This window comes from Caulobacter sp. SL161 (assembly GCF_026672375.1).
Lineage (GTDB): Bacteria > Pseudomonadota > Alphaproteobacteria > Caulobacterales > Caulobacteraceae > Caulobacter.
This window is the reverse complement of sequence record NZ_JAPPRA010000001.1, coordinates 2709812-2729466: the sequence shown is the minus strand read 5'-3', so window position 1 is coordinate 2729466 and position 19655 is coordinate 2709812. Positions and strand designations below refer to the sequence as shown.

General features: G+C 67.0%; 20 protein-coding genes. 9 read left to right on the top strand and 11 right to left on the bottom strand.

Annotation, left to right across the window (positions count from 1 at the left end):
* The first annotated feature begins 387 nt into the window (after positions 1 to 387).
* The 4 genes from OVA11_RS13275 (at position 388) to OVA11_RS13260 (ending at position 4642) form a co-directional block, all read left to right on the top strand.
* Positions 388 to 3138 (top strand): TonB-dependent receptor, encoded by a 2751-nt coding sequence (locus tag OVA11_RS13275; RefSeq protein ID WP_268067805.1) that lies wholly within the window; start codon positions 388 to 390, stop codon positions 3136 to 3138.
* A gap of 160 nt (positions 3139 to 3298) precedes the next feature.
* Positions 3299 to 3685: a hypothetical protein gene (locus OVA11_RS13270; RefSeq protein ID WP_010919892.1), complete on the top strand. Its 387-nt coding sequence runs from the start codon at positions 3299 to 3301 to the stop codon at positions 3683 to 3685.
* A gap of 61 nt (positions 3686 to 3746) precedes the next feature.
* On the top strand, positions 3747 to 4082 hold the full coding sequence (locus OVA11_RS13265) for a GIY-YIG nuclease family protein (RefSeq protein WP_268067804.1): 336 nt from the start codon (positions 3747 to 3749) through the stop codon (positions 4080 to 4082).
* The gene (locus OVA11_RS13260; protein WP_268067803.1) at positions 4082 to 4642 is read left to right on the top strand and encodes a DUF2239 family protein; all 561 of its coding nucleotides are present in this window, start codon (positions 4082 to 4084) and stop codon (positions 4640 to 4642) included. The genes OVA11_RS13265 and OVA11_RS13260 overlap by 1 nt, the downstream gene beginning before the upstream one ends.
* Here OVA11_RS13260 and OVA11_RS13255 read toward each other — a convergent pair.
* Together OVA11_RS13255 and OVA11_RS13250 are read right to left on the bottom strand one after the other, a co-directional pair.
* The gene (locus tag OVA11_RS13255; RefSeq protein WP_268067802.1) at positions 4639 to 5682 is read right to left on the bottom strand and encodes a ThuA domain-containing protein; all 1044 of its coding nucleotides are present in this window, start codon (positions 5680 to 5682) and stop codon (positions 4639 to 4641) included. The two genes, OVA11_RS13260 and OVA11_RS13255, sit on opposite strands and share 4 nt — an antisense overlap.
* Positions 5683 to 5689: 7 nt before the next feature.
* A complete protein-coding gene (locus OVA11_RS13250) occupies positions 5690 to 6076 on the bottom strand; it encodes a VOC family protein (protein ID WP_268067801.1) in 387 nt (128 codons plus the stop codon).
* Between the two features lie 116 nt (positions 6077 to 6192).
* On the opposite strand from OVA11_RS13250, the gene OVA11_RS13245 reads away from it, so the two are divergent.
* Together OVA11_RS13245 and OVA11_RS13240 are read left to right on the top strand one after the other, a co-directional pair.
* Positions 6193 to 6672 carry a hypothetical protein gene (locus OVA11_RS13245; RefSeq protein ID WP_268067800.1) on the top strand — a complete coding sequence of 160 codons (480 nt, stop codon included), beginning with the start codon at positions 6193 to 6195 and terminating at the stop codon, positions 6670 to 6672.
* Positions 6673 to 6790: 118 nt separating this feature from the next.
* Complete coding sequence (locus OVA11_RS13240) at positions 6791 to 8206, top strand: MATE family efflux transporter (protein ID WP_268067799.1); 1416 nt, start codon at positions 6791 to 6793, stop codon at positions 8204 to 8206.
* A gap of 107 nt (positions 8207 to 8313) precedes the next feature.
* Here the strand turns inward: OVA11_RS13240 and OVA11_RS13235 are convergent, their stop codons facing one another.
* Positions 8314 to 9210 (bottom strand): cobalamin biosynthesis protein CbiG, encoded by an 897-nt coding sequence (locus tag OVA11_RS13235; RefSeq protein ID WP_268067798.1) that lies wholly within the window; start codon positions 9208 to 9210, stop codon positions 8314 to 8316.
* A gap of 88 nt (positions 9211 to 9298) precedes the next feature.
* Positions 9299 to 11290: a glucans biosynthesis glucosyltransferase MdoH gene (mdoH, locus tag OVA11_RS13230; protein ID WP_268067797.1), complete on the bottom strand. Its 1992-nt coding sequence runs from the start codon at positions 11288 to 11290 to the stop codon at positions 9299 to 9301.
* Positions 11291 to 11575: 285 nt separating this feature from the next.
* Between mdoH and OVA11_RS13225 the strand changes: the two genes are divergently transcribed.
* Positions 11576 to 11923, top strand: a complete 348-nt coding sequence (locus tag OVA11_RS13225) for a copper-binding protein (RefSeq protein WP_268068977.1) — start codon at positions 11576 to 11578, stop codon at positions 11921 to 11923.
* Between the two features lie 90 nt (positions 11924 to 12013).
* On the opposite strand, the gene OVA11_RS13220 is transcribed toward OVA11_RS13225, so the two are convergent.
* Complete coding sequence (locus OVA11_RS13220) at positions 12014 to 13039, bottom strand: NADP-dependent oxidoreductase (RefSeq protein WP_268067796.1); 1026 nt, start codon at positions 13037 to 13039, stop codon at positions 12014 to 12016.
* Positions 13040 to 13158: 119 nt separating this feature from the next.
* Here OVA11_RS13220 and OVA11_RS13215 point away from each other — a divergent pair, with 119 nt between their 5' ends.
* Complete coding sequence (locus tag OVA11_RS13215) at positions 13159 to 14076, top strand: Gfo/Idh/MocA family protein (RefSeq protein WP_268067795.1); 918 nt, start codon at positions 13159 to 13161, stop codon at positions 14074 to 14076.
* Positions 14077 to 14102: 26 nt separating this feature from the next.
* Here the strand turns inward: OVA11_RS13215 and OVA11_RS13210 are convergent, their stop codons facing one another.
* Positions 14103 to 15950 carry a DUF885 domain-containing protein gene (locus OVA11_RS13210; RefSeq protein ID WP_268068976.1) on the bottom strand — a complete coding sequence of 616 codons (1848 nt, stop codon included), beginning with the start codon at positions 15948 to 15950 and terminating at the stop codon, positions 14103 to 14105.
* A 103-nt stretch (positions 15951 to 16053) separates the two neighbouring features.
* Here OVA11_RS13210 and OVA11_RS13205 point away from each other — a divergent pair, with 103 nt between their 5' ends.
* Positions 16054 to 16698, top strand: a complete 645-nt coding sequence (locus OVA11_RS13205; RefSeq protein WP_268067794.1) for a LysE family translocator — start codon at positions 16054 to 16056, stop codon at positions 16696 to 16698.
* 28 nt (positions 16699 to 16726) lie between these two features.
* Here OVA11_RS13205 and OVA11_RS13200 read toward each other — a convergent pair whose 3' ends face one another.
* From OVA11_RS13200 to OVA11_RS13180, 5 genes are all read right to left on the bottom strand, one after another.
* Positions 16727 to 17305, bottom strand: a complete 579-nt coding sequence (locus OVA11_RS13200) for a hypothetical protein (RefSeq protein ID WP_268067793.1) — start codon at positions 17303 to 17305, stop codon at positions 16727 to 16729.
* Positions 17302 to 17799, bottom strand: coding sequence for an RNA polymerase sigma factor (locus OVA11_RS13195; RefSeq protein WP_268067792.1), 498 nt, complete (start codon positions 17797 to 17799; stop codon positions 17302 to 17304). The genes OVA11_RS13200 and OVA11_RS13195 overlap by 4 nt, the downstream gene beginning before the upstream one ends.
* A 14-nt stretch (positions 17800 to 17813) precedes the next feature.
* Positions 17814 to 18053 carry a hypothetical protein gene (locus OVA11_RS13190; protein WP_268067791.1) on the bottom strand — a complete coding sequence of 80 codons (240 nt, stop codon included), beginning with the start codon at positions 18051 to 18053 and terminating at the stop codon, positions 17814 to 17816.
* Between the two features lie 75 nt (positions 18054 to 18128).
* Positions 18129 to 19052, bottom strand: coding sequence for a hypothetical protein (locus OVA11_RS13185; protein ID WP_268067790.1), 924 nt, complete (start codon positions 19050 to 19052; stop codon positions 18129 to 18131).
* A gap of 232 nt (positions 19053 to 19284) precedes the next feature.
* Positions 19285 to 19602, bottom strand: a complete 318-nt coding sequence (locus OVA11_RS13180) for a hypothetical protein (RefSeq protein ID WP_268067789.1) — start codon at positions 19600 to 19602, stop codon at positions 19285 to 19287.
* Positions 19603 to 19655: the final 53 nt, after the last annotated feature.

The following is a 19655-nucleotide window of genomic DNA, read 5'->3' as shown; positions in this document are numbered from 1 at the left end:
TCTGTTTTGAAACACGACGTGTCGCGCGAGCCGGAGCGGCCGCTTGGCTTTGCGCGCAAAGATTGTGATCTGACCTATGAAGCGGGCGTCAGATGCGGTCTTGCAGCGTTTACAAAGCGCGCGTTCAGGTCCCGAAGGCTGAGTTTGTTTCTCGCCCGAAACATCGTGTCGCGCCGCACACTCGCACATGTCGAATATGTCTATTTTTCAAAGCCTAGGCCGCATTTGGCGCGGATTGGGACACACCCCTGTGTGCTTTCTGCTGCAATAGCTGTGCTTGCTCCCCAAGGCTGTTGCGGTGGTCTCCGCCGAGCCGTAAGGAGCGACAACCCAGCGTTGGCGCCGTCTGCGTCGGCGTCCTTTGCAACTCATGCTTCTGTGGGCTGAATGACCCTTTCGACCGTGCTGCTCTACGGGCTGGCCGCCGTCTCGCTCGATCCTGCCGCGACCTCGGCGACGACGCCTGCTGAGCCGCCGGTGGTGATCGCGGAAGGCGACCAGAAGACAGCAAAGGTCAAGGACGAAGGCCCCAATGAGGTCGAAGGTCTGACCATCCAGGCCGATCCCCGGGGCAAGGTCGAAGGCAATATCGAGCCCGAGATCGAGCTGAACGAGGAGGAGATCAAGAGCTTCGGCGCCAACAGCATCGGTGAGCTCCTGACGCTTCTGACCCCGCAGACCGCCAGCACCCGAGGGCGCGATGGCGGCGGTGGCGGTCCGGTGCTGTTGATCAACGGCCGCCGTATCTCGGGCTTCCAGGAGATCCAGGGCGTCCCGCCCGAAGCGATCGAGCGCTTCCAGGTGCTGCCCGAAGAGGTCGCGTTGAGCTACGGCTACAAGGCCGACCAACGGGTCGTGAACATCATCCTGAAGAAGAACTACAACGCCACCACGGCTCAGGCGTCCGCGACAGTGGCCACCGATGGCGGCCGCACCACGCTGAGCGGCGGCGGTAATCGGGTGCGTATCGACGGTGACAAGCGCTGGAACCTCGATCTGCAGGTTCAGCGGGACCCGTACCTGATGGAGAACGACCGCAACATCGTGCGCGCCCCAGACGGCCAGCCCTATGATCTGGTCGGTAACATCAGTGGCCTGAACGGAGGGGAGATTGATCCCGCGCTTTCCGCCGCCAGCGGCGGATTGGTCAAGATCGCGGGCGTTCCAGACGCCGCCCAGGCCGGAAGGGTCGGGCTTTCGGCCTTCTCGCCCCTGGCGGGCCGCTATAACACCGACGACCTGACCGCGAGCCGGTCCCTGATCTCCAAGTCAGAGCGCGCCACCCTGCGTGGCTCGATCAGCCGTGATCTGAACAAGACCACCCAGCTGACGATCAGCGGCAATCTCGAAGACACCAAAAGCCAGGCGCTGTTGGGCCTTCCGGGGGTGCAGTTCACCTTGCCGGCGGGCAGCCCGTTTTCGCCGTTCTCGCAGGCGGTGACCGGCTATCGCTATATCGACGCGCCCGGCGCCCTGGCGCGGGAGACCGATGTCCTGCGCACGCAGGTCAGCATGGCGGCCAACGGGCGGTTGAAAGACTGGCGCTGGACCCTGACGAGCGATATCGACCGCACAACGACCGACACCACCACGGGGCGCGGCCTCGACGCTTCGGCGTTCCAAGCCGCAGTGACGGCCGGCGATCCCAGCGTCAATCCGTTCGGACCGATCGCCTCCAATCTCTACAAGAGCGTCGCGCCGGACACGGCCCACTCGGTCTCGACCTCTGCGAGCGCCGAGTTTGTGCTGAACGGCAATCTGTTCCAGCTGCCGGCCGGTGGGGTCCAGACCAGCTTCAAGATCGGCGCGGACACCCGCGCGCTGGACTCCAAGACCGTCCGCTCGGGCGTCAGCACCGAGCGTGACGTCACGCGCAACCGGCAGAACGTTCAGAGCAGCTTCACGCTGCCGCTGACCAGCACCCGAAATGGCGTGCTGGCTAAGGTCGGCGACCTCTCGGCCAACTTTAACGCAGGCTATGAGGATCTCTCCGACCTCGGCGGCCTGACCACCCTTGGCGCAGGGCTGAACTGGACGCCGATCAAGCCGCTCAGCCTGATCGCCAGCTTCACGGACGAGGAGGGCGCGCCCTCCACCAATCAGATCAACGATCCGCTGGTGGTGACCCCCAATGTCTCGGTGTTCGACTTCACCACCGGACAGACGGTGCTGATCACCCGCACCGACGGCGGCAACCCGAACCTGCGCAATGACAATCGCCGGGTGTCCAAGTTCCAGGTGAACTACAAGCCGCTGGAAAAGGTCGAGCTGACCTTCAATGCGACCTATACCCGCGCCGAGACGAGCAATGTGATCTCGTCCTTCCCGGCCATCACGCCGGACCTCGAGCGCGCTTTCCCGGACCGGTTCACGCGGGACGCCACCGGCCGTCTGTTGGCGATCGACGCGCGGCCCGTGAACTTCGCCAGCGCCGAGCGCGAGGACATTCGCTGGGGTTTCAACCTGTTCAAGCCCATCGGAACGCCGACGCCAGGCGCGGCCGCCGGCCCCGGTGCGGGACGCTTTGGCGGCGCCGGCGGTGGAGCTCCGGGCGGCATGGGCGGCATGATGCGCTTTGGCGGTCCGGGCGGTCCTGGTGGCGGTGGGATGATGGGGCCGGGCGGACCCGGCGGCATGATGCGGCCCGGCCAGGGCATGCTTCAGCTGTCGGTCTACCACACCTGGCGCCTGACCGACCAACTGACCACCCGCGCAGGACTGCCGGTGCTGGACCAGCTGGACGGCGCGGCGATCAGCTCGCGCACCGGACAAGCGCGTCATGAGGTTCAGGTGCAGGGCGGCTACTTCAAGGACGGCCTGGGCATGCGCTTCAACGGCGTCTGGAAAGACTCGACCTGGGTTAATGGCGGCGCCACCGGCGGCCAGACCCTCTACTTCTCGGACATCGCCACCCTGGGCGTCAGCTTCTTCGCCAGCTTCAACGCGCCGGCGCGCAAGGCGATGGTGGACAAGTATCCGATCCTGAAGGGCGCGCAGGTCTCGCTGAACTTCGAGAACGTGTTCGACGCCAAGCAGACGGTGCGTGACCAGAACGGCGTAACGCCGCAGGCCTATCAGCGCGACTATCTCGACCCGCTGGGCCGCACGGTGCGACTGGGCTTCCGCAAGCAGCTCTAGGCGCGGGCCTCCGACGCCTTGGGCGGTTTGGTCGCACCCGCCCAAGGCCTGAACGGCTCTAGCCGGGCGGTAGCGCCCTTGCGCTCTCAACCCGTCCTTAAGCTCTGCGGCGCAGGCTGAAGCTCTGAGCGGCCGATTTTCGGCCGGATCGGAGGCCGTCATGGCGACCATGACTTCCAGTACGCGCCGTACAGGCGACCACTTCGAACCCACTGACGTGGACCCTCAAGTCCAGCGCCGGTTGCGTGGCTACCTCGAACAGATCGACTACACTGCATACGCTTCCAACAAGGCGGTGCTTGGCGCGACCTTCCCCAAGGTGGAAGGCGGTCAGTTCCAGCGCTTGGCCGTGGCGGCCGCAACCGCGCGCGCCAAATGGGTGAGCGAGGCGGCGCAGATGGCCGAGGGCGGCGCAACACTTTCCGAAGGTCAGTTGGCGCGTCTGGCTCATCTAAGGCTGACCTACGAGGAGCTGACCGCCGTCTATGAGGCCACCCGCCGCATGGTCGAGCGGGGCTACATCTCCTACCGGCCCATTCCGGCATAATCGCCCGGGTAATATTGACTCCATATTTTATCCGGGTAAATAGCGTGCCAGGAGGTTCGTTATGTCCGGACGCGAGGCGCTGCGGCGCGCTTACAAAGAACGCAAGGTCGAAAGCGGTGTCTACGCGATCCGCTGCGAGACGACCGGCGAGGTGTGGGTCGGCGCGACGCCAGACCTTTCCACCCGGCAGAACGGGATCTGGTTCTCCCTTCGTCTCGGGTCGCACCGCGAACCTAGCCTCCAGGCGGCATGGAACGCCCATGGCGGCGACGCCTTCGCCTTCGAAGCGATCGAAGGTGTCGACGTCGAGGGACTCGATGCGTTCGGCCGCGCCTCGCGCCTCAAGGAACGGCGCGGCTATTGGATAGGGGCCCTCGGCGCCCGGGGGCTGAACTGATGGACGAGCGATTTGTAGTCTTCCACGCAACACGTCGCGTCGCGGCGGGATCGCGGCTTGAGGCGGCTCTGGCGGCCCAGGCGCTGTCAACCGAGGCGGGGGTCCTGATCTTTGATCCCCAGGGGCGATCGGTCGATTTCGATCTCAGTGGCGGTCCGGAAGCCCTGAAGGCGCGGTTCGCACCAGAAGGCGAAGCGCCGCGCGGACGCGGTCGACCCAAGCTGGGCGTCGTCGCCCGTGAAGTGACCTTGCTGCCCCGACATTGGGACTGGCTCTCCGCCCAGCCCGGCGGCGCGTCCGTGGCGCTGAGAAAGCTGGTCGAGGCCGCACGTCGCGCCGCCGAGGGGCCGGACCGCATCCGCGCCTCGCGTGACGCGGCCTATCGCTTCGCCTCCGCCATGGCGGGCGATCTGCCCGGCTTCGAAGAGGCCATGCGCAGCCTCTATGCGGGCGACGACGCGGGGTTCGAAACGCAGATCGAGAGCTGGCCCGACGACATCGCCGCTCAGCTCCGCACCTATACGGCCGAAGCGTTCGGGACGGACGAGGCGGCGCCTTAGGACTCTGAGCGGGCGAGCACGTCGGCGAGAACAGCGCGATAGGCCGTCTCGAAAGCGCTCTTGTCGCTTTGGGGCTTCTCCGGCCAGAGCGGGCGAAGCGCAGCCGTGCGGGCGGCGGCTGCCAGCAGCCAGGTCCTGTCGGCCTTGGTCAGCCTGGCCATCCGTGTCTCGACGTCGGCCCGCGGCCGATTGTCGTAGGCCAGCAGAGACCGCAAGGCCCACAGAGCCTGTTCCTCGGGGTTCGGCGTCGCCGAGCCGGGGAGACGATGGGCGGTCCAGCGGATCGCGTCCAGGATCTGGGCGCGGTAGCGCGCGTCGTTCCAGGTGCTGGGGGTGTGGCCAAGATTGGTGTGGAACAGCCGGCCCTTGCCGATCTGCCGAGTCCAGGTGACCGGCACGAACCAGGGTCGTTTCAGCGGCGTCTCGGTGAAGTCCAGCGCCTGCAGCACCCGGACCTTCTTCGGGTTATAGTCCGAATACTGATAGATCTCTTCGGCGTAGGCGAAGCGGCTTGGCCAAGCCCTGTTGACTGGGCTTTGGCCGCCGAGCGACTGGATGGTGAGCGGCGCGCCCTGCGTCCAGGGGTGACCGGCGAACCTGCCGTTGATGAAGGCGGTATAGGTCTGGCCCGGCCCCGAATAGTCCCAGTGGGTGTCGGTGGCGCTGTGCAGGCCCACGAAGCCACCCTTGCCGCTTTCGATCCAGCTTTGGATCGCCTGCCAGGTCTCGGCTGAGATCGGGAGCTCACCCGTGGTGTAGAAAACCAGCACGTCGATCGTCTTGAGCTTTTCCGGCGTGATGTCGCGGGCGTCCTGCGTCGACTCCACGCTGAAGGCCCCGCTCTGGCCGCCGATCTCGGCGAGGGCCACCTCTGAGGGCGTTGGTCCGTTGCTGTTCTGGGGGCGGGTCACCGGGGCATGTCGCCACCCGACCGATTGGCTCAGATAGAGCACGCGGATCTGGAGCTCGGCCTGCACAGCCTGCACGGTTGAGCAGGCGAGGGCGGTCACCAGCGCGACCAGGGTCAGCAGTCGGAACATGGTGATCTCAGGCCTTGGGTTGCATCAGGTCCCAACGATTGCCCGACAGGTCCTCGAATACAACGACCGTGCCATAAGCTTCGTGACGGGGGTCCTCCAGGAACCGAACGCCGGCCTGACTCATGCGCGCATGGTCTCCGGCGAAATCGTCCGTGTGCAGGAACAGCCACACCCGTCCGCCGCCCTGGCGGCCGATGACTTCGGCCTGCTCGCCCACAGCGCGGGCGAGCAGAAACTGGGTCCCGTCGCCCCCGGGCGACACGACCACCCACCGTTTGCCGTGGCCCATGTCGGTGTCCTCGACCAGAGAGAAGCCCAGCTTGCCGACATAGAAGGCGATCGCCTCGTCATAGTCGGCGACGAGCAGGGACACGAGGGCGACGCGGCGGGGCATGATGGCGACTCCATGGGCGGTGGATCGAATAGCATGCGTCTGCGATACCGCCTTCGCATCGTTTTCGGCCGCGATGACGGCTATGGTCGTAAGGCCCGTTCCACGAGGAGGTCCCCATGGTCCCGCTTCTCATCTCGGTTCTCGCACTCGCCCAGGCCCCCGTTGAGACCAAGATCACTAAGGTCGCCGCCAAGGATCTGCCGGCGGCCGTCGTCGCCGTCGTCAAGGGCGCCGCCCCGGCCATGACCATCAAGGAAGCCGAGCTGAAGGAGCGCGAGAACCGCCGCTACTTCGACGTGGAGGGCGTGATGCCGGATGGTTCGGAGATCGAGTTTGACCTGCTGGAGAAGGACGGCGCCTGGACCATTGTCGAGACCCAGCGTGACATCGCCTGGAGCGATGCGCCCAAGGCCGTTCGAGACGCCGCCGCAGCCTCGGGCAAGGCCATCACGCCGGTGCGGGTGATCGAAAGCAAGCAGAACGACGGCATGGTCATCTACGAGCTGTTCGCCACGGGCAAGCCCAAGGACCCGTCGATGGAGGTCAGCTTCAAGGACGGTCAGGCCAAGGTTCTCAGCGAGGTGTGGCCGCACTAGCCGCTGAAACCGTCACCCGACCCTACGGGTTCGCGGGGCCGAGGCTGGCGCGTCGCGCCAAGCGCCGCTAAATGCGGGTTGCCCGGAAAACGGGCATGGGCCACCTTGCGCCCCTTCTTTGACAGTGGTGACGACCATGCCGCGCGACGCGGCCGGAACGGCGCTCCTTCCGGAGCGGCCGCGCGGCCCCATTATGACCGATCTGATTGAACTGCTCCGCCTGGCGGGGCCGGTCGTGCTGTCGCGCCTGGGCATCATGGTGATGGGCCTGACCGACGCGATCGTGGTCGGCCATTTCTCGGCGCAGCAGCTTGGCTATCACGCCATGGCCTGGGCGCCGTCTTCGGTGTTCGTGACCGCGACGGTCGGCCTTCTGGTGGGCGTGCAGGTGATGACCGCGCGCGCGATGGGGGCGGGCAATCCGCATGAAACCGGCGCGGTGCTGCGGCGGGGGCTCGTTTACGCGGGCTGGCTGGGCTTCGGGTCGATGGCCCTGCTGGCGCTGCTGGGACCCATGTTCCTGCAGTCCATGGGCTTGAAGGATGGTCTAGCCGAGGGCGCGACCCTGCCGCTGATCGTCTTTTCGCTGTCCCTGCCGGTCTATGCGATCTCGGTGGTTCTGACGTTCTGGCTGGAGGGGCTCTCGCGGCCAGGACCGGGCGCGGCGATGATGTGGCTGGCCAATGTCGTGAACCTGGGCGCCAACCTGCTGCTAGTGCCGGGCGTTCTGGGACTGCCGGCGCTGGGCGCGGTGGGCGGCGCCTGGGCGACCTTCATCGCGCGATCGGCCCTGGCCCTGGCGCTGGCGATCTTCGTCATCCGCATGAAGGAGGCGCGCGAACTGGGCGTGTTCGACAAGCCCGCTCGCGACCGGCCTGCCGAGATCGAGCAGCGCCGCATCGGCTATGGCGCAGGGGCGTCCAACTTCTTCGAGGTCTCGGCCTTTGCGGGCATGAACCTGATCTGCGGCTGGATCAGCGCCCTCGCGGTCGCCGCCTACACGGTGGTGCTGAATGTCTCGGCGATCATCTTCATGGTGCCGCTGGGCGTGGCCTCGGCTACGGCGGTGCTGGTGGGGCGAGCCTATGGCGCGCGCGACCCGGCGGGCATGACCCGCGCCGGCTGGATCGCCTTTGCGGTGATCGGCGTGATCGGCGTGCTGTTCGGCCTGTTGCTATACCCGACCAAGCACTGGGTCGCCCTGGCCTACACGACCGATCCTGCCGCGCTGGCGCTGATCCTGCCGGCCCTGGTGTTGGCTTGCCTGTTCTTCGCGCCCGACGCGGTGCAGGTGGTCGCGGCCCAGGCGCTGCGCGCGCGCGGGGAGGTCTGGGTTCCGACGATCACCCACCTGATCAGCTACGCCCTGGTCATGGGGCCGCTGGCCTGGTGGCTGGCGATACCCAAGGGCATGGGCCTGAACGGCGTGCTGGTCTCGATCATCGTGACCAGCTTCCTGGCGGCCGGGTTCCTGCTGTGGCGCTTCCGAATGCTGGACTGGCGGGACCGGAAGGCCGCGCAGGAGGCGGCCTAGAGCGTGAGGCCGAAAGTGGGAACCGGTTCGGCTACTCTCACGCTCTAAGTATCTGATTTAGAGACTTTTTAACGCCTGAAATCGATTCCGATTTCAGGCTAAAGGCTCTAGGCTCCCAGGATCCAGCCTTCCTCGGTCGCCGCCGCCACGAGGGCGTCTTCGGCTAGGCCCTTGGGTGCGTCGAACAGGGCGCCTAGCTTGCCGGCTTCGTCGAGCTTGGCGAAGTGTTCGGCCAGGCTGCGGACCTGGGCCAGGTCCTTGACCTCGCCCGGCGCCGGCGTGGGCTTGAGCAGCGAGGGATAGACCTCAGCCACCACCACCTCGACGCCCTCCAGATCGGCGTCCGTCAGGACCTTGAAGCCCGTCTCGAACGGCCAGACCCGAACAGCGTCGCCGCGGGCGTCCTTCAGGCGGCGCACGGCCGGAATGCCCATGATCGCCTGACCGCCGACCGAGCCGTTGTAGTAGAGCTTCCAGATCGAGTGCGCGCCCTTTGCGGCCTGATCCGCATAGCGGAACTCGGGCAGGTCGTCCGGCCCATGCTCGCGCACCCGCTTGGGTTGCAGGGTCGTCAGGGCGTCCTTGGGCGGGCAACCCCAGAAGGGGAACGGGCCGCCCGTCAGGCGGCGATTGATCTCAGAGCCGACGCCAAAGCGGTTGTTGGTGTTGTCGGCCTTGTCCTTGACCATCTTGCCCAGCTGGTCCCAGACCGCGCGCCAGGGCGTTTCGCCCGGCAGGGCCAGGGCTTGCGCCAGGCCGCGCGGGAAACCGAGCGGGAAGTCGAAACCCACCAGGGCGCGCTCGCCACGCTTTTTCAGGTCGTCCAGGATCGAGGCCAGCTTCGTCTCGGCCTCGCCGCGCGTCGCTGGATTATAGCTCTCGAAGCTCAGCCGGAAACGGACATCGCGCTTGAGCACGCCGATCCAGATGGAGTCCGCGCCCGTGGTCGGCTTGGCTGCCGCGCTCCAATCGACGATCACATAGGCGCTGAACAGACGCGACACGGCACCCGGCTCCGAAAAAACAAACGAAGCCGCGCTTCTACCGCTCCGGGCCTTTGAGGACCAGTCGGATCGACGTTTTACCCGTGGATTAGGCCGCGTCGCGGATCTTGGTCGTCGGGCCGATCGGGCGACCGTTCCGGGCGAACCAGCGGATCGGCGGCTCGCAGGCCGCGCCCACGGCGGCGCGGACGATGGCCGGCGGGCGGCGCTCTTCCGGCGTCATGAACAGGCCGTTGGCCTTCAACTTCAGGCCGGCCGCCTTGTGCGCGCCCAGCATGGTCAGGGGCACGGCCAGGACCAGGCCGGCCAGGATCGGCGCGGTGGCGGTCAACAGGTCCGGCGTGAACCAGAACGAGGCGGCCAGGATCAGGCCCGACAGGCTGATCCAGCCCATGGCGGCCCAGGCTTCCTTGAAGTCGACCTTGTCGGCGTCGCGGCGTTGCGCCGCCCAGCCGCCGACCTTGCCGGCCAGGATTTCCACGATGGCGCGGGTCTGGGTGAACATCAGCATCGGCGCGACCAGAGCCGACAGCAGCATTTCGACGCCCAGGCCGGCGGCCATGCGGCGCTTGCCGCCAAAGCCCTTTACCTCGCCCTTGCGGGCCAGCACGAGGATGGCGCCGAGGATCTTGGGCCCGAACAGCAGCACGAAGGTGATGATCATCGCCCAGGCGGTCGCCTGGATCTCGCGCCAGTCGATCAGGGCGTGGGCGGCGGCCTTCAGGTCGGCCATGGTGAAGGCGGCCTTTTTGAGCTCCGGCATCAGGGCGCGCGAGATCAGGCCGGCCGACAGACAGAAGAACCACAGCGGCGACAGGGCGTAGCTCAGCACGCCGATCACCAGGTGCATGCGGCTCATCCAGTGCAGGCCGGGCAGAGCGATCAACGGCACGTGCTGGATATTGCCCCGGCACCAGCGACGGTCACGGGTGGCGAAGTCGAGCAGGTTGGAGGGGCTCTCTTCGTAGGAGCCGTCGAGATAGGGGGCCAGGTGCACGCTCCAGCCGCCGCGGCGGAGCAGGGCGCTTTCCAGGGCGTCGTGGCTCATCACCTCGCCGCCGAAGGGCTTGGGACCCGGCAGATGCGGCAGGCCGCAGGTCTCGGCGAAGGCGCGGGTGCGCACGATCGCGTTGTGGCCCCAGAACGAGCTTTCCGAACCCGACCACCAGGCCAGACCCGTCCAGGCGACGCGGCCGTACAGGCGCGTGGCGAACTGCAGGGTGCGGGCGAAGATCGTCTGGCCGTTGATGATCATCGGCATGGTCTGGATAAGACCCGCCCCCGGGTGACGCTCCATGGCGTCGGCCAGGCGCACCATGGCCTCGCCGGTCATCAGGCTGTCGGCGTCCAGCACCAGCATGTGCTCGTAGGCGCTGCCCCAGCGGCTGACCCAGTCGGCGACATTGCCGGCCTTGCGGCCCGTGTTTTCCTTGCGGATGCGGTAATAGACGTTGCAGTTCGCCTCGCGGCGGAACCGCGCAAAGCAGGCCTGCTCGGCTAGGGCGACCTGGGCGTCGCGCGTGTCGCTGATGACGAAGATGTCGAAGTTGCGGGCCGCGCCTGTCTCAGCGATCGAGGCGTCCATGGCGCGCAGACGGGCGAACACCGCCGCAGCGTCCTCGTTGTAGACCGGCATCAGGATGGCGGTGCGCGTGTGCAGCTTGGGCATCGGCGCTTCACTGTCGATGCCGAGCGGGTCCTTCGGCCGGCCCATAAGGACCACGAAACCGATGAGCGCCGTGCAGAACCACAGCGACAGGGCCAGGAACAGCGGCGCCAGCAGCGTCAGAACCACGGCTTCAAGGCGGGTGACTCCGCCGAGCGCGATGGTGTCGAACGAGGCCTTCCAGCCCGCGACGCCCATGGCGATGGTCATCAGGCCCAGCATCCAGCGGCGCAGGTTCATGTCCTGGATCAGCGCGGTGGCGCGTCGCGCGCCGCCCTGCCAGAAGCTGAGCGGCTGCACCGGCATGGCCAGAGCCGCCTCATCCGGAATCTCGACCGTGTCACGGCGAACGACCTGATCGAGGCTCACGCTCGTGGAGGAGCGTACGTCGAAGAGGGCGGAGCGATCGCTCATATCGTCAGATCTCGGATTTTTCCGGCGGGCCGGGCTCTCTCCGCGCGCGTCTTCCGTCGGGGGGGGCCTTTTCGCTTGCCGATGGGTTCGCTAGGGAACCGGCAGGCGTCTTTTGGCGCTTTGCGACGGATGATACCGGCGTGGAGAGCCGCCGGTGTCTCTACAGTAAAACTTCGATCACAAATTCGCTACCGGAAATCACGCCGATTTCGCAGTTGCGAGAAGATTTCGTGACGCCGCAGGCCAAAGCGATCGCGCGTCGTGTTCAAGGGAATGGGTAAGCGTATGAAATTTCGTGTTTTTATGTTCGCGCTTACGCTTCTGGGTCTCGCCGCCTGCGGGAACGATTCCCCCAACACGCGTTCGGAAGACAGCGTTGCAGAGGCTGTTTCATCCACCGTGGACCTCCCGAACTACGACTCGCAGGGCGTCGTCGCCAGTCTTGAGGGCCAGATTCTCACGCTCGATCACGACGGCGCGAGCGCTGCCGGTCTCAAGCCCGGCCGGGATCGTTTCAGGGTCTATGCAGATGTCGTGGCCGAAGCGCCCATCGCGGCTGGATCACGCGTCGCCTTCGCGTTCAAGAAGACCCCGCAGGGACTGGAAATCGCCGAGCTTCGCGCGCAGCCGTGAAGAAGAACGGGCGGCTGGTGATCCAGCCGCCCGTCCGGTTTGTAAAGAATGGTTGGCCTCGCTGCGGGGGGAGACCTGCCGAAAAGAGCGTTAGCCCAGCTTGACCAGCATCTTGCCGAGGTTTTCACCGGTGAAGAGCTTCAGGAACGCGTTCGGCGCCCGATCGACGCCATCCTCGACCGTTTCCTTCCAGGTGATCTTCCCCGCCTTGATCCATTCGGACATGTCCTTGGCGAACTGCGGATAAAGGTCGAAGTGGTTGGAGACGATGAAGCCCTCCAGCCGCAGGCTCTTGCCGACCGCCAAGATGATGTTCGACGGGCCTTCCGGCTTACTGGTCTCGTTGTATTGAGAGATCATGCCGCACAGCGCGAAACGGGCGAACGGACGGGCCGAGTTGATGGCCGCTTCGAGATGCACGCCGCCGACGTTCTCGAAATAGACGTCGATACCCTTGGGCGCGACCTTGGCCAGTTCGGCGACCACGTCGGGGGTGGCCTTGTAGTCGATCACGTGGTCGACGCCGATCGACTTCAGGAACGCCACCTTTTCCGGACCGCCGGCCGAACCGATCACCGTGTGGCCCTTCAGCTTGGCGATCTGGCAGACGATCGAGCCCACCGCGCCGGCGGCGGCCGACACGAACACCACATCGCCGTCCTTCAGCGCCGCGACGCGCAGGAGGCCTGCATAGGCGGTCATGCCCGGCATGCCGGCCACGCCCAGAAACGCCTGGGGCGGGATTCCGTGGGTCTCGATCTTGGTGATCGCGCCCATGCCGGCGGCGGCCAGCGACTTGGGATGGGCGTTGTAGGCCTCGCGCCAGCCGAACATCGAGCTGACGATGTCACCCGGTTTGAAGTCCGGATCGTTGGACGCGATCACCTCGCCGATCGCGCCGCCCTGCAGGGCTTCGCCGAGTTGGAAGGGCGGGACGTAGCTGGGACGGTCATACATGCGGCCGCGCATGTAGGGGTCGACCGACATCCAAAGGTTCTTGACCTGGATTTCGCCATCGCCGGGGGCGGGCAGCTCGACAGTGGCCAGCTCGAAGTCGGAATCCCTCGGCATGCCGACGGGACGGGCTTTCAGGCGGATCTCGCGCGAGGTGGTCATGGGGGTCCTCCCTGCCTTGGTCATGGCCAAGCGTTGCAAATTTAAACGGATGTTTAGCGCGCCCTGATGCAAGTCACCAGTGCTTCTAAGCGGCCTCGAAGCGCGCTAGACAGCGGCCCATGACCCAGACTCTGAAAGCGGGCGTTGTCGGCGCCGGTGTGTTCGGCGGCTACCACGCCAAGAAGTACGTCGAATTGGACGGCGTGGCCCTGGTCGGCGTGTTCGACATCGATCTGGCGCGCGCCAAGGCGCTGGCTGAACCACTGGGCGCGCAGGGCTATGACGACATGGACGCGTTCCTCGCGGCGGTCGATGTGGTCACGGTCGCCGCGCCGGCCGTCCACCATGCCGCGCCGGCTCTGGCCGCGCTGAAGGCGGGTAAGCCGGTCTATTCGGAAAAGCCTTTGGCGGTATCGCCCGACGACGCAGACAAGATGGTCGCTGCGGCCGCCAAGGCCGGCGTGCCACTGGCGTGTGGCCACCAAGAGCGGGTTGTGTTCCAGGCCATGGGCCTACTGGATATCCCCGAGCAGGCTCTGCGGCTGGAAGCCGTGCGGCGCGGCACGCCGTCGGATCGCAATCTCGACGTCTCGGTGGTGCTGGACCTGATGATCCACGACATCGACCTGGCCCTGGCGCTTTGCGACGGCCAGCCGATCGCGGTGGAAGGCGAGGGGGCGATCACCCGCTCGACCTCGCTGGACTGGGTCAAGGCCGAGGCGACCTTCGACAACGGCTTCACCGCCGTGTTCGACAGTTCGCGCGTCGCAGAAGCGCGCGAGCGGACCATGAAGGTCGTCTACCCCTCGGGCGAGGTCGAGATCGACTTCCTCCAGCGCACCTTCCGCAACACCACGCCCTATCCGCTGATCGAGAACTTCACCGAGACTCCGGCCGGAAAGGACCCGCTGGGCCTTTCGGTGGCGGGTTTCCTGGCGGCGGTGCGCGGCCAGGCGTCCCGTCCGGTCGTGACCGGCGAGGAGGCCGCGCGGGCGCTGGATCTGGCGCTGGCGGTCGAGCAGGCGGTCGAGGGCTAAGGGGCTTCTCGACCGCACGCCCGACATCAGGCCGGGAACATCGTCGCCAGGGTCTGCTCCAGGACGACCAGCGGCATGGGCCCCTGCAACAGGACGTCGTGGAAGGCCTTCAGATCAAAGCGAGCGCCCGCCCGCTTCTGCGCCTGTTCACGCAGCCGCACCCATTCGACGTGGCCGATCTTGTAGCTGCACGCCTGGCCCGGCCACACGCAGTAGCGATCGATCTCGCGCTGGACGCGCGCGCGGGGCATGCCCGTCTGACTGACCATGTAGTCGGTGGCCTGGGCGCGGCTCCAGCGTTTGAAGTGCAGCCCGGTATCCACCACCAGACGCACCGCGCGGAATTGCAGCGACTGTAGGTAGCCGATCTCGCCCAGCGGATCGCCCTCATAGACACCCATCTCGGCCGCCAGCTGTTCGGCGTAGAGCGCCCAGCCCTCGCCATAGGCCGCAAAGCCCATGCCGGCGCGGCGCAGCATCGGGATCTGCTGCGAGCCCAGGGCGATCGACCCCTGCCAGACGTGACCGGGAAGGGCCTCGTGATAGGTCAGGGTCGGCAAGTTGAATTTGGGCCACTCGGCCGTGTCCTTGAGGTTGATGTAGAAGCGGCCGGGTCGAGACCCGTCGAGCGCCGGCGCCTGGGCGTAGCCGTTCGGCGCGCCGTCCTCGATCTCCGGCGGCACGCGGACGATCTCCACCGGCGCAGCGGGGAGGGTCTTGAACACCGTGCCCATGCGGGCCCGGATCGCGGCGGTCTGGGCGTTGAGATCCGCCAGCAGCTGGGCGCGGCCCGCGTCGGTGTTGGCGTACTGCTGGTCCGCACGGGCTGACAGCGCCGTGAGTCGCTGAGCCACGGTCCCGTCGGTCAGGCCCAGCCGCCGCAGGCGCGCGTCGATCTGGGCTTCGAGTTCGGCGACCTGATCGAGGCCCAGACGATGCACCTCGTCAGGTGTGCGGCGCGTGGTCGTCTGGAAGGCCAGGGCGTCGGCGTAGAAGGCGTCACCGTCGGGCAGTTTCCAGACGCCGGCGTCATCCTTGGCCTTGGCGCGGGCGGCTTCCAGCGCCGCGATCTGGCGGTCCAGTGCGGGATGGACGGCGGCGCTGACGATCGCCGCGGCGCGACCGGCCCAGTCGCCCGCGAGGCCGGCCTTGGCCGCGCGGCTCGCGATCGAGCGGGTGACGCTGGCCTCCGACGGGCTGGCCGCGCGCTGCCGGCGGAGTTGGGCGAGGCCCGCGTCGAGGGCGAAGTCGGGGGCCAGAACGCCCTTGGCGACGTCGATCGCCAGGGCCTCGGTGTTCCCATCGAGCGCGACGGCGTAGGCTTGGAGGCGCGACAGATAGGCCTCTGCGTCCTCAACGGTTCGCATAGGATGGCGAGAGTCGAGGAAATCCGGGATCGTTTGGTAAGCGCCGGTCAGCTGGCTCACCACATAGGGCGAGTAGGGCGCATAGCCGAACCCGGCCTGACCTTCGCCGAAGTCATACTTCACGCCGCCCTCGGCGGCGCGTCGGTAGGCGTAGGTCGCCACCTGGTGGTCGATGCGGGCCTCGGGCGAGAGCTGTTCGGGGGCGATCCGCTCCAGCGCTGTCAGCCGGTCCTTGCGCGCGGCGATCCAGGCGTTGCGTCCAGCGCGCGAGACGTCGTTCAGCCGGCTGCGTTGCACGGCGCGCGGGCCGACGTCCAGGCCGCGCGAGGTCGCCATCTCCGGCGCGGCGTCGAGGTCGGCGTTCCAGAAGGTGTCGAGCAGGGCGCGGAGTTCGGCGTCGCGCGCGCCGGGTTGGGCGGCGAGAGCCGAAGCCGCGCCCCACAGCGGCGCCGAGGCCGCCGCGCCGAACAGAAACTGCCGTCTATCCATCTTGTCGTGTATCCCCAGTTGGACCTTCACGGTAAGCCCATTCGCCGCCGGCTCGCCAGAGCCGAGGCGATACGCGGGCGATCTCCGATTCCGATGACCGCTACGCTTGAGGAGAGTTGTTTTGTCCCATGCCGCCTGGCCCGTCGATCCTGGGGCCATCGCCCCGTTTCTGGCGGCGGTCGTGCTGATCGAGCTGACGCCCGGACCCAACATGGGCTACCTGGCCGGCCTCTCGGCGGTGGAGGGCCGGCGCGCAGGACTGGTGACGATCGCCGGGATCACGGTCGGCCTGCTCTTTTACATGCTGGCTTCGGTGGCGGGAATGACCGAGATCCTTCGGCTGAACCGTCCGCTTTACGAGGGGCTGCGCTGGGCCGGGGTGGCCTACATCCTGTGGCTGGCTTTCGACGCTTGGCGGGGTGAAAAGCCGACCGATTGGCAGGGACAGGACGGTCGGGCCTGGGTGCATTTTCGGCGGGGGCTGGTGGCGAACCTGCTTAACCCCAAGGCCGCGCTCTTCTACGTGACCCTGTTGCCGGGATTCATCCAGACCGGCCACGCGTCGCCGACGGTTCAGGCGCTGATCCTGGGGGGCTTCCACATCCTGGTCAGCATTGTGATCCACGGCGCGATCGTGTTTTCCGCCGGGGGTCTTGCGGAGCGACTGACCATCTTTGGTGGCGATCGTCGCGCCCGCCGGATTTTCGCCGTCGCCCTGTTGCTCACCGCAATCTGGATCGCGTTCGAGACCCGCCGATTGGGCTGAGCCGAGGCCATCGCGTGCCGTTCGCGGCCTATTCGGCGTCTCCGGCCAGTTCGTCGCGCAGGGCGGTGAGGCGATGAAGTCGGGCTCGGCGGCGAAGCAACAGCCAGCCCGACCAGGCGATCGACAGCGCCATGATGGCGAAGCCCGCGAGCAGCAGCCGCTCGCGGCCGCCTGTCAGTAGACCTTCTACCGAGAAGAGCGCCTGGCAGAAGATCAGAAACCCGGTCCCGGCGCCCGCGATGACGAGCCCGCCCACGGATCGGCGAGCGTCGGCGCGCACCTCGGCGATTTCCCAGTCCAGCGCCGCGATCACCGAGCGATCCGCAGCCTTGGAGCTGTGCCGCCCCCCCAGCGCGACGAACAGGCTCAACAGCGAGAAAGCCAGACCCGCGCCGCCGACGGCCGCCGCCAAAGGGCGATCCAGGGTCATGCACCACAGGCTAATGACCAGTCCCAGCGCGCAGGACGCCAGGTCCGCGACCATCTGAGCCGTGCGCCAGGTCAGCCGACGACGCACGCGGCGCTCGATCTTGTCCAACTGCAGAGACGAGGTCGGATCAGGCTGGCGCCAGGCGCTAGACCATTCGTTCCAGGGTTCCTGGCTCATCTGTCCGTCTCCATCTCGATCTTCAGCGCCGCCTTGGCGCGGGTCAGCCGGATCGAGACCGTGTTGGCGTTGACGCCGAGCACTTCGGCGATCTCCGCCGGGGTGAAGCCTTCCAGCGTTTGGATCGTCACTTGGCGTAGAGGCAGGGGCAGGCGGCGCACGGCCGCGACCAGCCGCGCTTGCATGTCGCTGCGCTCAAGATCTTCCAGCGGTGAGGGCGCGGGACTGGGCCAGGCCTCGTCCAGCGCGGCCGAGCGCGGCCGTCCGGCTTGGCGCGCCACATGGTCCACCGCCCGATTGTGCGCGATGCGCGCGACGAAGGTGCGGGTCGAGGCTTCGCCGCGCCACGCCGGTAGCGCCCGCCAAACCGCCAGCAGAATCTCCTGGCTCAGTTCTTCGCGGAGGGCCGGGTTCGCCTCATAGGCGGCAGCGATGCGCTGAAGCATCGCGCCATGAGCCTCGACAACGTTGCGGAAGTCCGGTGGGGCCTCCATGGCGTGCAACCGCGTCAGCCCTTCTGGAAGGCTATGCGCAGCTGGGCCCAGATTTCGCGGCGCGCCTGGAAGGCGCTCACGCCTAGAACGCCCGCCGTGGTCCAAATCGCCCCTTCAAGCCCCAAGGCGCCGACCGTGGCCAGCAACAAAAGCGTCGAACGCTCGGCCTGCATCGCCAGAGCGACGCCGAACGCGATCCAGGCGATCAGGCCCAAGCTCGCCGCGCCCAGGGGCAGCCACCATTTCCGTTTCATCACGACCCTCCATCATGGATGTGAGGTCTTAGTCGGGGCCGGGAGCGGACTCTTTCATCCCGCGCCGGAAAATTTTCAGTCGTCGATATCGAACGGCAGTTCGTCCTGATCGCTGTCGGTCTCCCTGCGCGCCTTCGAAACCGGTTGATAGGTGGGCGCGGGGGCTGGGGGCTGCCTCGTCGGCGCCGTCTCCTCGTCGTCCCAGGGCGGATCATCGAACATGTCCGGCTCTCGCGGCGGTCGGGGCGTCGGGGCGGGTCGTGATCCAGGACGCGAGGCGGGCGCTCGGCGCGCGTCATCGAATGATGAACGACGCGCCAGCGGCGGCGGCGTGTCGGGCAGCGGCGGCGGCGGGGCTTGGAAGTCCGCGTCCTCGTCCAGGTCTTCGTCCGCTTCGAAGGGAACGGTCGGCGCGGCTTGGCGCGGAGGCGGCGCGACGACGGTCTCCGGCGCTTCCCGCACCGGACGCGGCGGCAGGGGGCGACGGACGATGGCTTCGCAGCGGGCCAGCCAGCGGTTGGCCTCCTGCATGAGCTCGGCGGGCGATTTGGTCTCCCGACGCGTCTCGTCGCCCGGCGTCCAGAGATCCAGCGCAAAGTCCGGATTTCGGGGATCATCGAAGATCAGGCGCAGGGTCACCGTCTGGGCCTGGGGCGCGACATGGTCGATCGCCCGGCGACCTTCGCCCCGGAAGACCCGGCCCATCACCTGGCCATCGACGAGCAACTCAGCGCCGACCAGCTCGTCGAGGCGATAGATCAGGCACCAGGCGCCGCGATCCCAGGCCACCGCCAGCAGGTTGGTGGAAAAGGAAAAGCCGGCGCCTCGGCCACGACCGCGCGCGACCACAACGCCTTCCGGCTCGCTCTTGAGAACGTTGCGCAGGGCGCGGCGGATGCGCCGGTCCTCATCGCCGTACCAGATGGCCAGGCTGCCCAGGAACGTCACCGCCGAGCCGGCGATGGCCACGAACAGCAAAAGACGCGCGAGTTCGCTCATAGTCTCTCAAGGCTAAAGAGAGTCGCGACGAGGGGACAGGCGGCCTACCGGACGCGGCAAATGTCCTGTTCACGCAGGAGCGAGACCTGTAGGGGCGCTCCGCCAGGACCGTTGGCGCTGGACAGGAGGGCCGTCATGGCTCGCCCTCCCACCTTTACGCAGTGAAGCTCCTGCCGCATCGGCTTGGAACCTGGACCGCTATCCTGAACCGGACGCGTCGGCGCCTCGGCCGCTAGCAAGCCCAGCGCCATGCGGCGCAGCTCTTCGCCGTCGCCCTGCCCGACACGCATATAGCAGCCGACCTGTGGGGGCTATCCGACATCAGAATCTGGCCGGCGCCCTTCATCAGGTAAATCCCGCGCCCCTTGTCCGCCAAGACGATGAACGGGTTGGAGAGGCTGGCCAGCTTGACGCCCTTATGCGCTGCCGCCAGGCAGCCGTGGGTCAGAGCGTAGCGCGCGGCCTCTGTGGGCGATGTCGCAACGGCGGCCGGTGGCGCGGCAGGAGCCATCGTCGCCAGTGCGAAGGCTGTCACGGCTGTTGCGAGCATCTGAAACCTCCGAGCGTTTCAGAGGTTTCTCACTAAACCCTAGGTGTGTCGAC

Bases quoted from the DNA above. Each gene is read 5' to 3' on its own strand.
- OVA11_RS13225 (WP_268068977.1), top strand. From the start codon at position 11,576: ATGAAATTTCGTGTTTTTATGTTCGCGCTTACGCTTCTGGGTCTCGCC.
- OVA11_RS13200 (WP_268067793.1), bottom strand. From the start codon at position 17,305: ATGAGCCAGGAACCCTGGAACGAATGGTCTAGCGCCTGGCGCCAGCCT.
- OVA11_RS13190 (WP_268067791.1), bottom strand. From the start codon at position 18,053: ATGAAACGGAAATGGTGGCTGCCCCTGGGCGCGGCGAGCTTGGGCCTG.
- OVA11_RS13220 (WP_268067796.1), bottom strand. From the start codon at position 13,039: ATGACCACCTCGCGCGAGATCCGCCTGAAAGCCCGTCCCGTCGGCATG.
- OVA11_RS13255 (WP_268067802.1), bottom strand. From the start codon at position 5,682: ATGTTCCGACTGCTGACCCTGGTCGCGCTGGTGACCGCCCTCGCCTGC.
- OVA11_RS13250 (WP_268067801.1), bottom strand. From the start codon at position 6,076: ATGCCCCGCCGCGTCGCCCTCGTGTCCCTGCTCGTCGCCGACTATGAC.
- OVA11_RS13195 (WP_268067792.1), bottom strand. From the start codon at position 17,799: ATGGAGGCCCCACCGGACTTCCGCAACGTTGTCGAGGCTCATGGCGCG.
- mdoH (WP_268067797.1), bottom strand. From the start codon at position 11,290: ATGAGCGATCGCTCCGCCCTCTTCGACGTACGCTCCTCCACGAGCGTG.
- OVA11_RS13180 (WP_268067789.1), bottom strand. From the start codon at position 19,602: ATGCTCGCAACAGCCGTGACAGCCTTCGCACTGGCGACGATGGCTCCT.
- OVA11_RS13270 (WP_010919892.1), top strand. From the start codon at position 3,299: ATGGCGACCATGACTTCCAGTACGCGCCGTACAGGCGACCACTTCGAA.
- OVA11_RS13265 (WP_268067804.1), top strand. From the start codon at position 3,747: ATGTCCGGACGCGAGGCGCTGCGGCGCGCTTACAAAGAACGCAAGGTC.
- OVA11_RS13215 (WP_268067795.1), top strand. From the start codon at position 13,159: ATGACCCAGACTCTGAAAGCGGGCGTTGTCGGCGCCGGTGTGTTCGGC.
- OVA11_RS13260 (WP_268067803.1), top strand. From the start codon at position 4,082: ATGGACGAGCGATTTGTAGTCTTCCACGCAACACGTCGCGTCGCGGCG.
- OVA11_RS13185 (WP_268067790.1), bottom strand. From the start codon at position 19,052: ATGAGCGAACTCGCGCGTCTTTTGCTGTTCGTGGCCATCGCCGGCTCG.
- OVA11_RS13275 (WP_268067805.1), top strand. From the start codon at position 388: ATGACCCTTTCGACCGTGCTGCTCTACGGGCTGGCCGCCGTCTCGCTC.
- OVA11_RS13245 (WP_268067800.1), top strand. From the start codon at position 6,193: ATGGTCCCGCTTCTCATCTCGGTTCTCGCACTCGCCCAGGCCCCCGTT.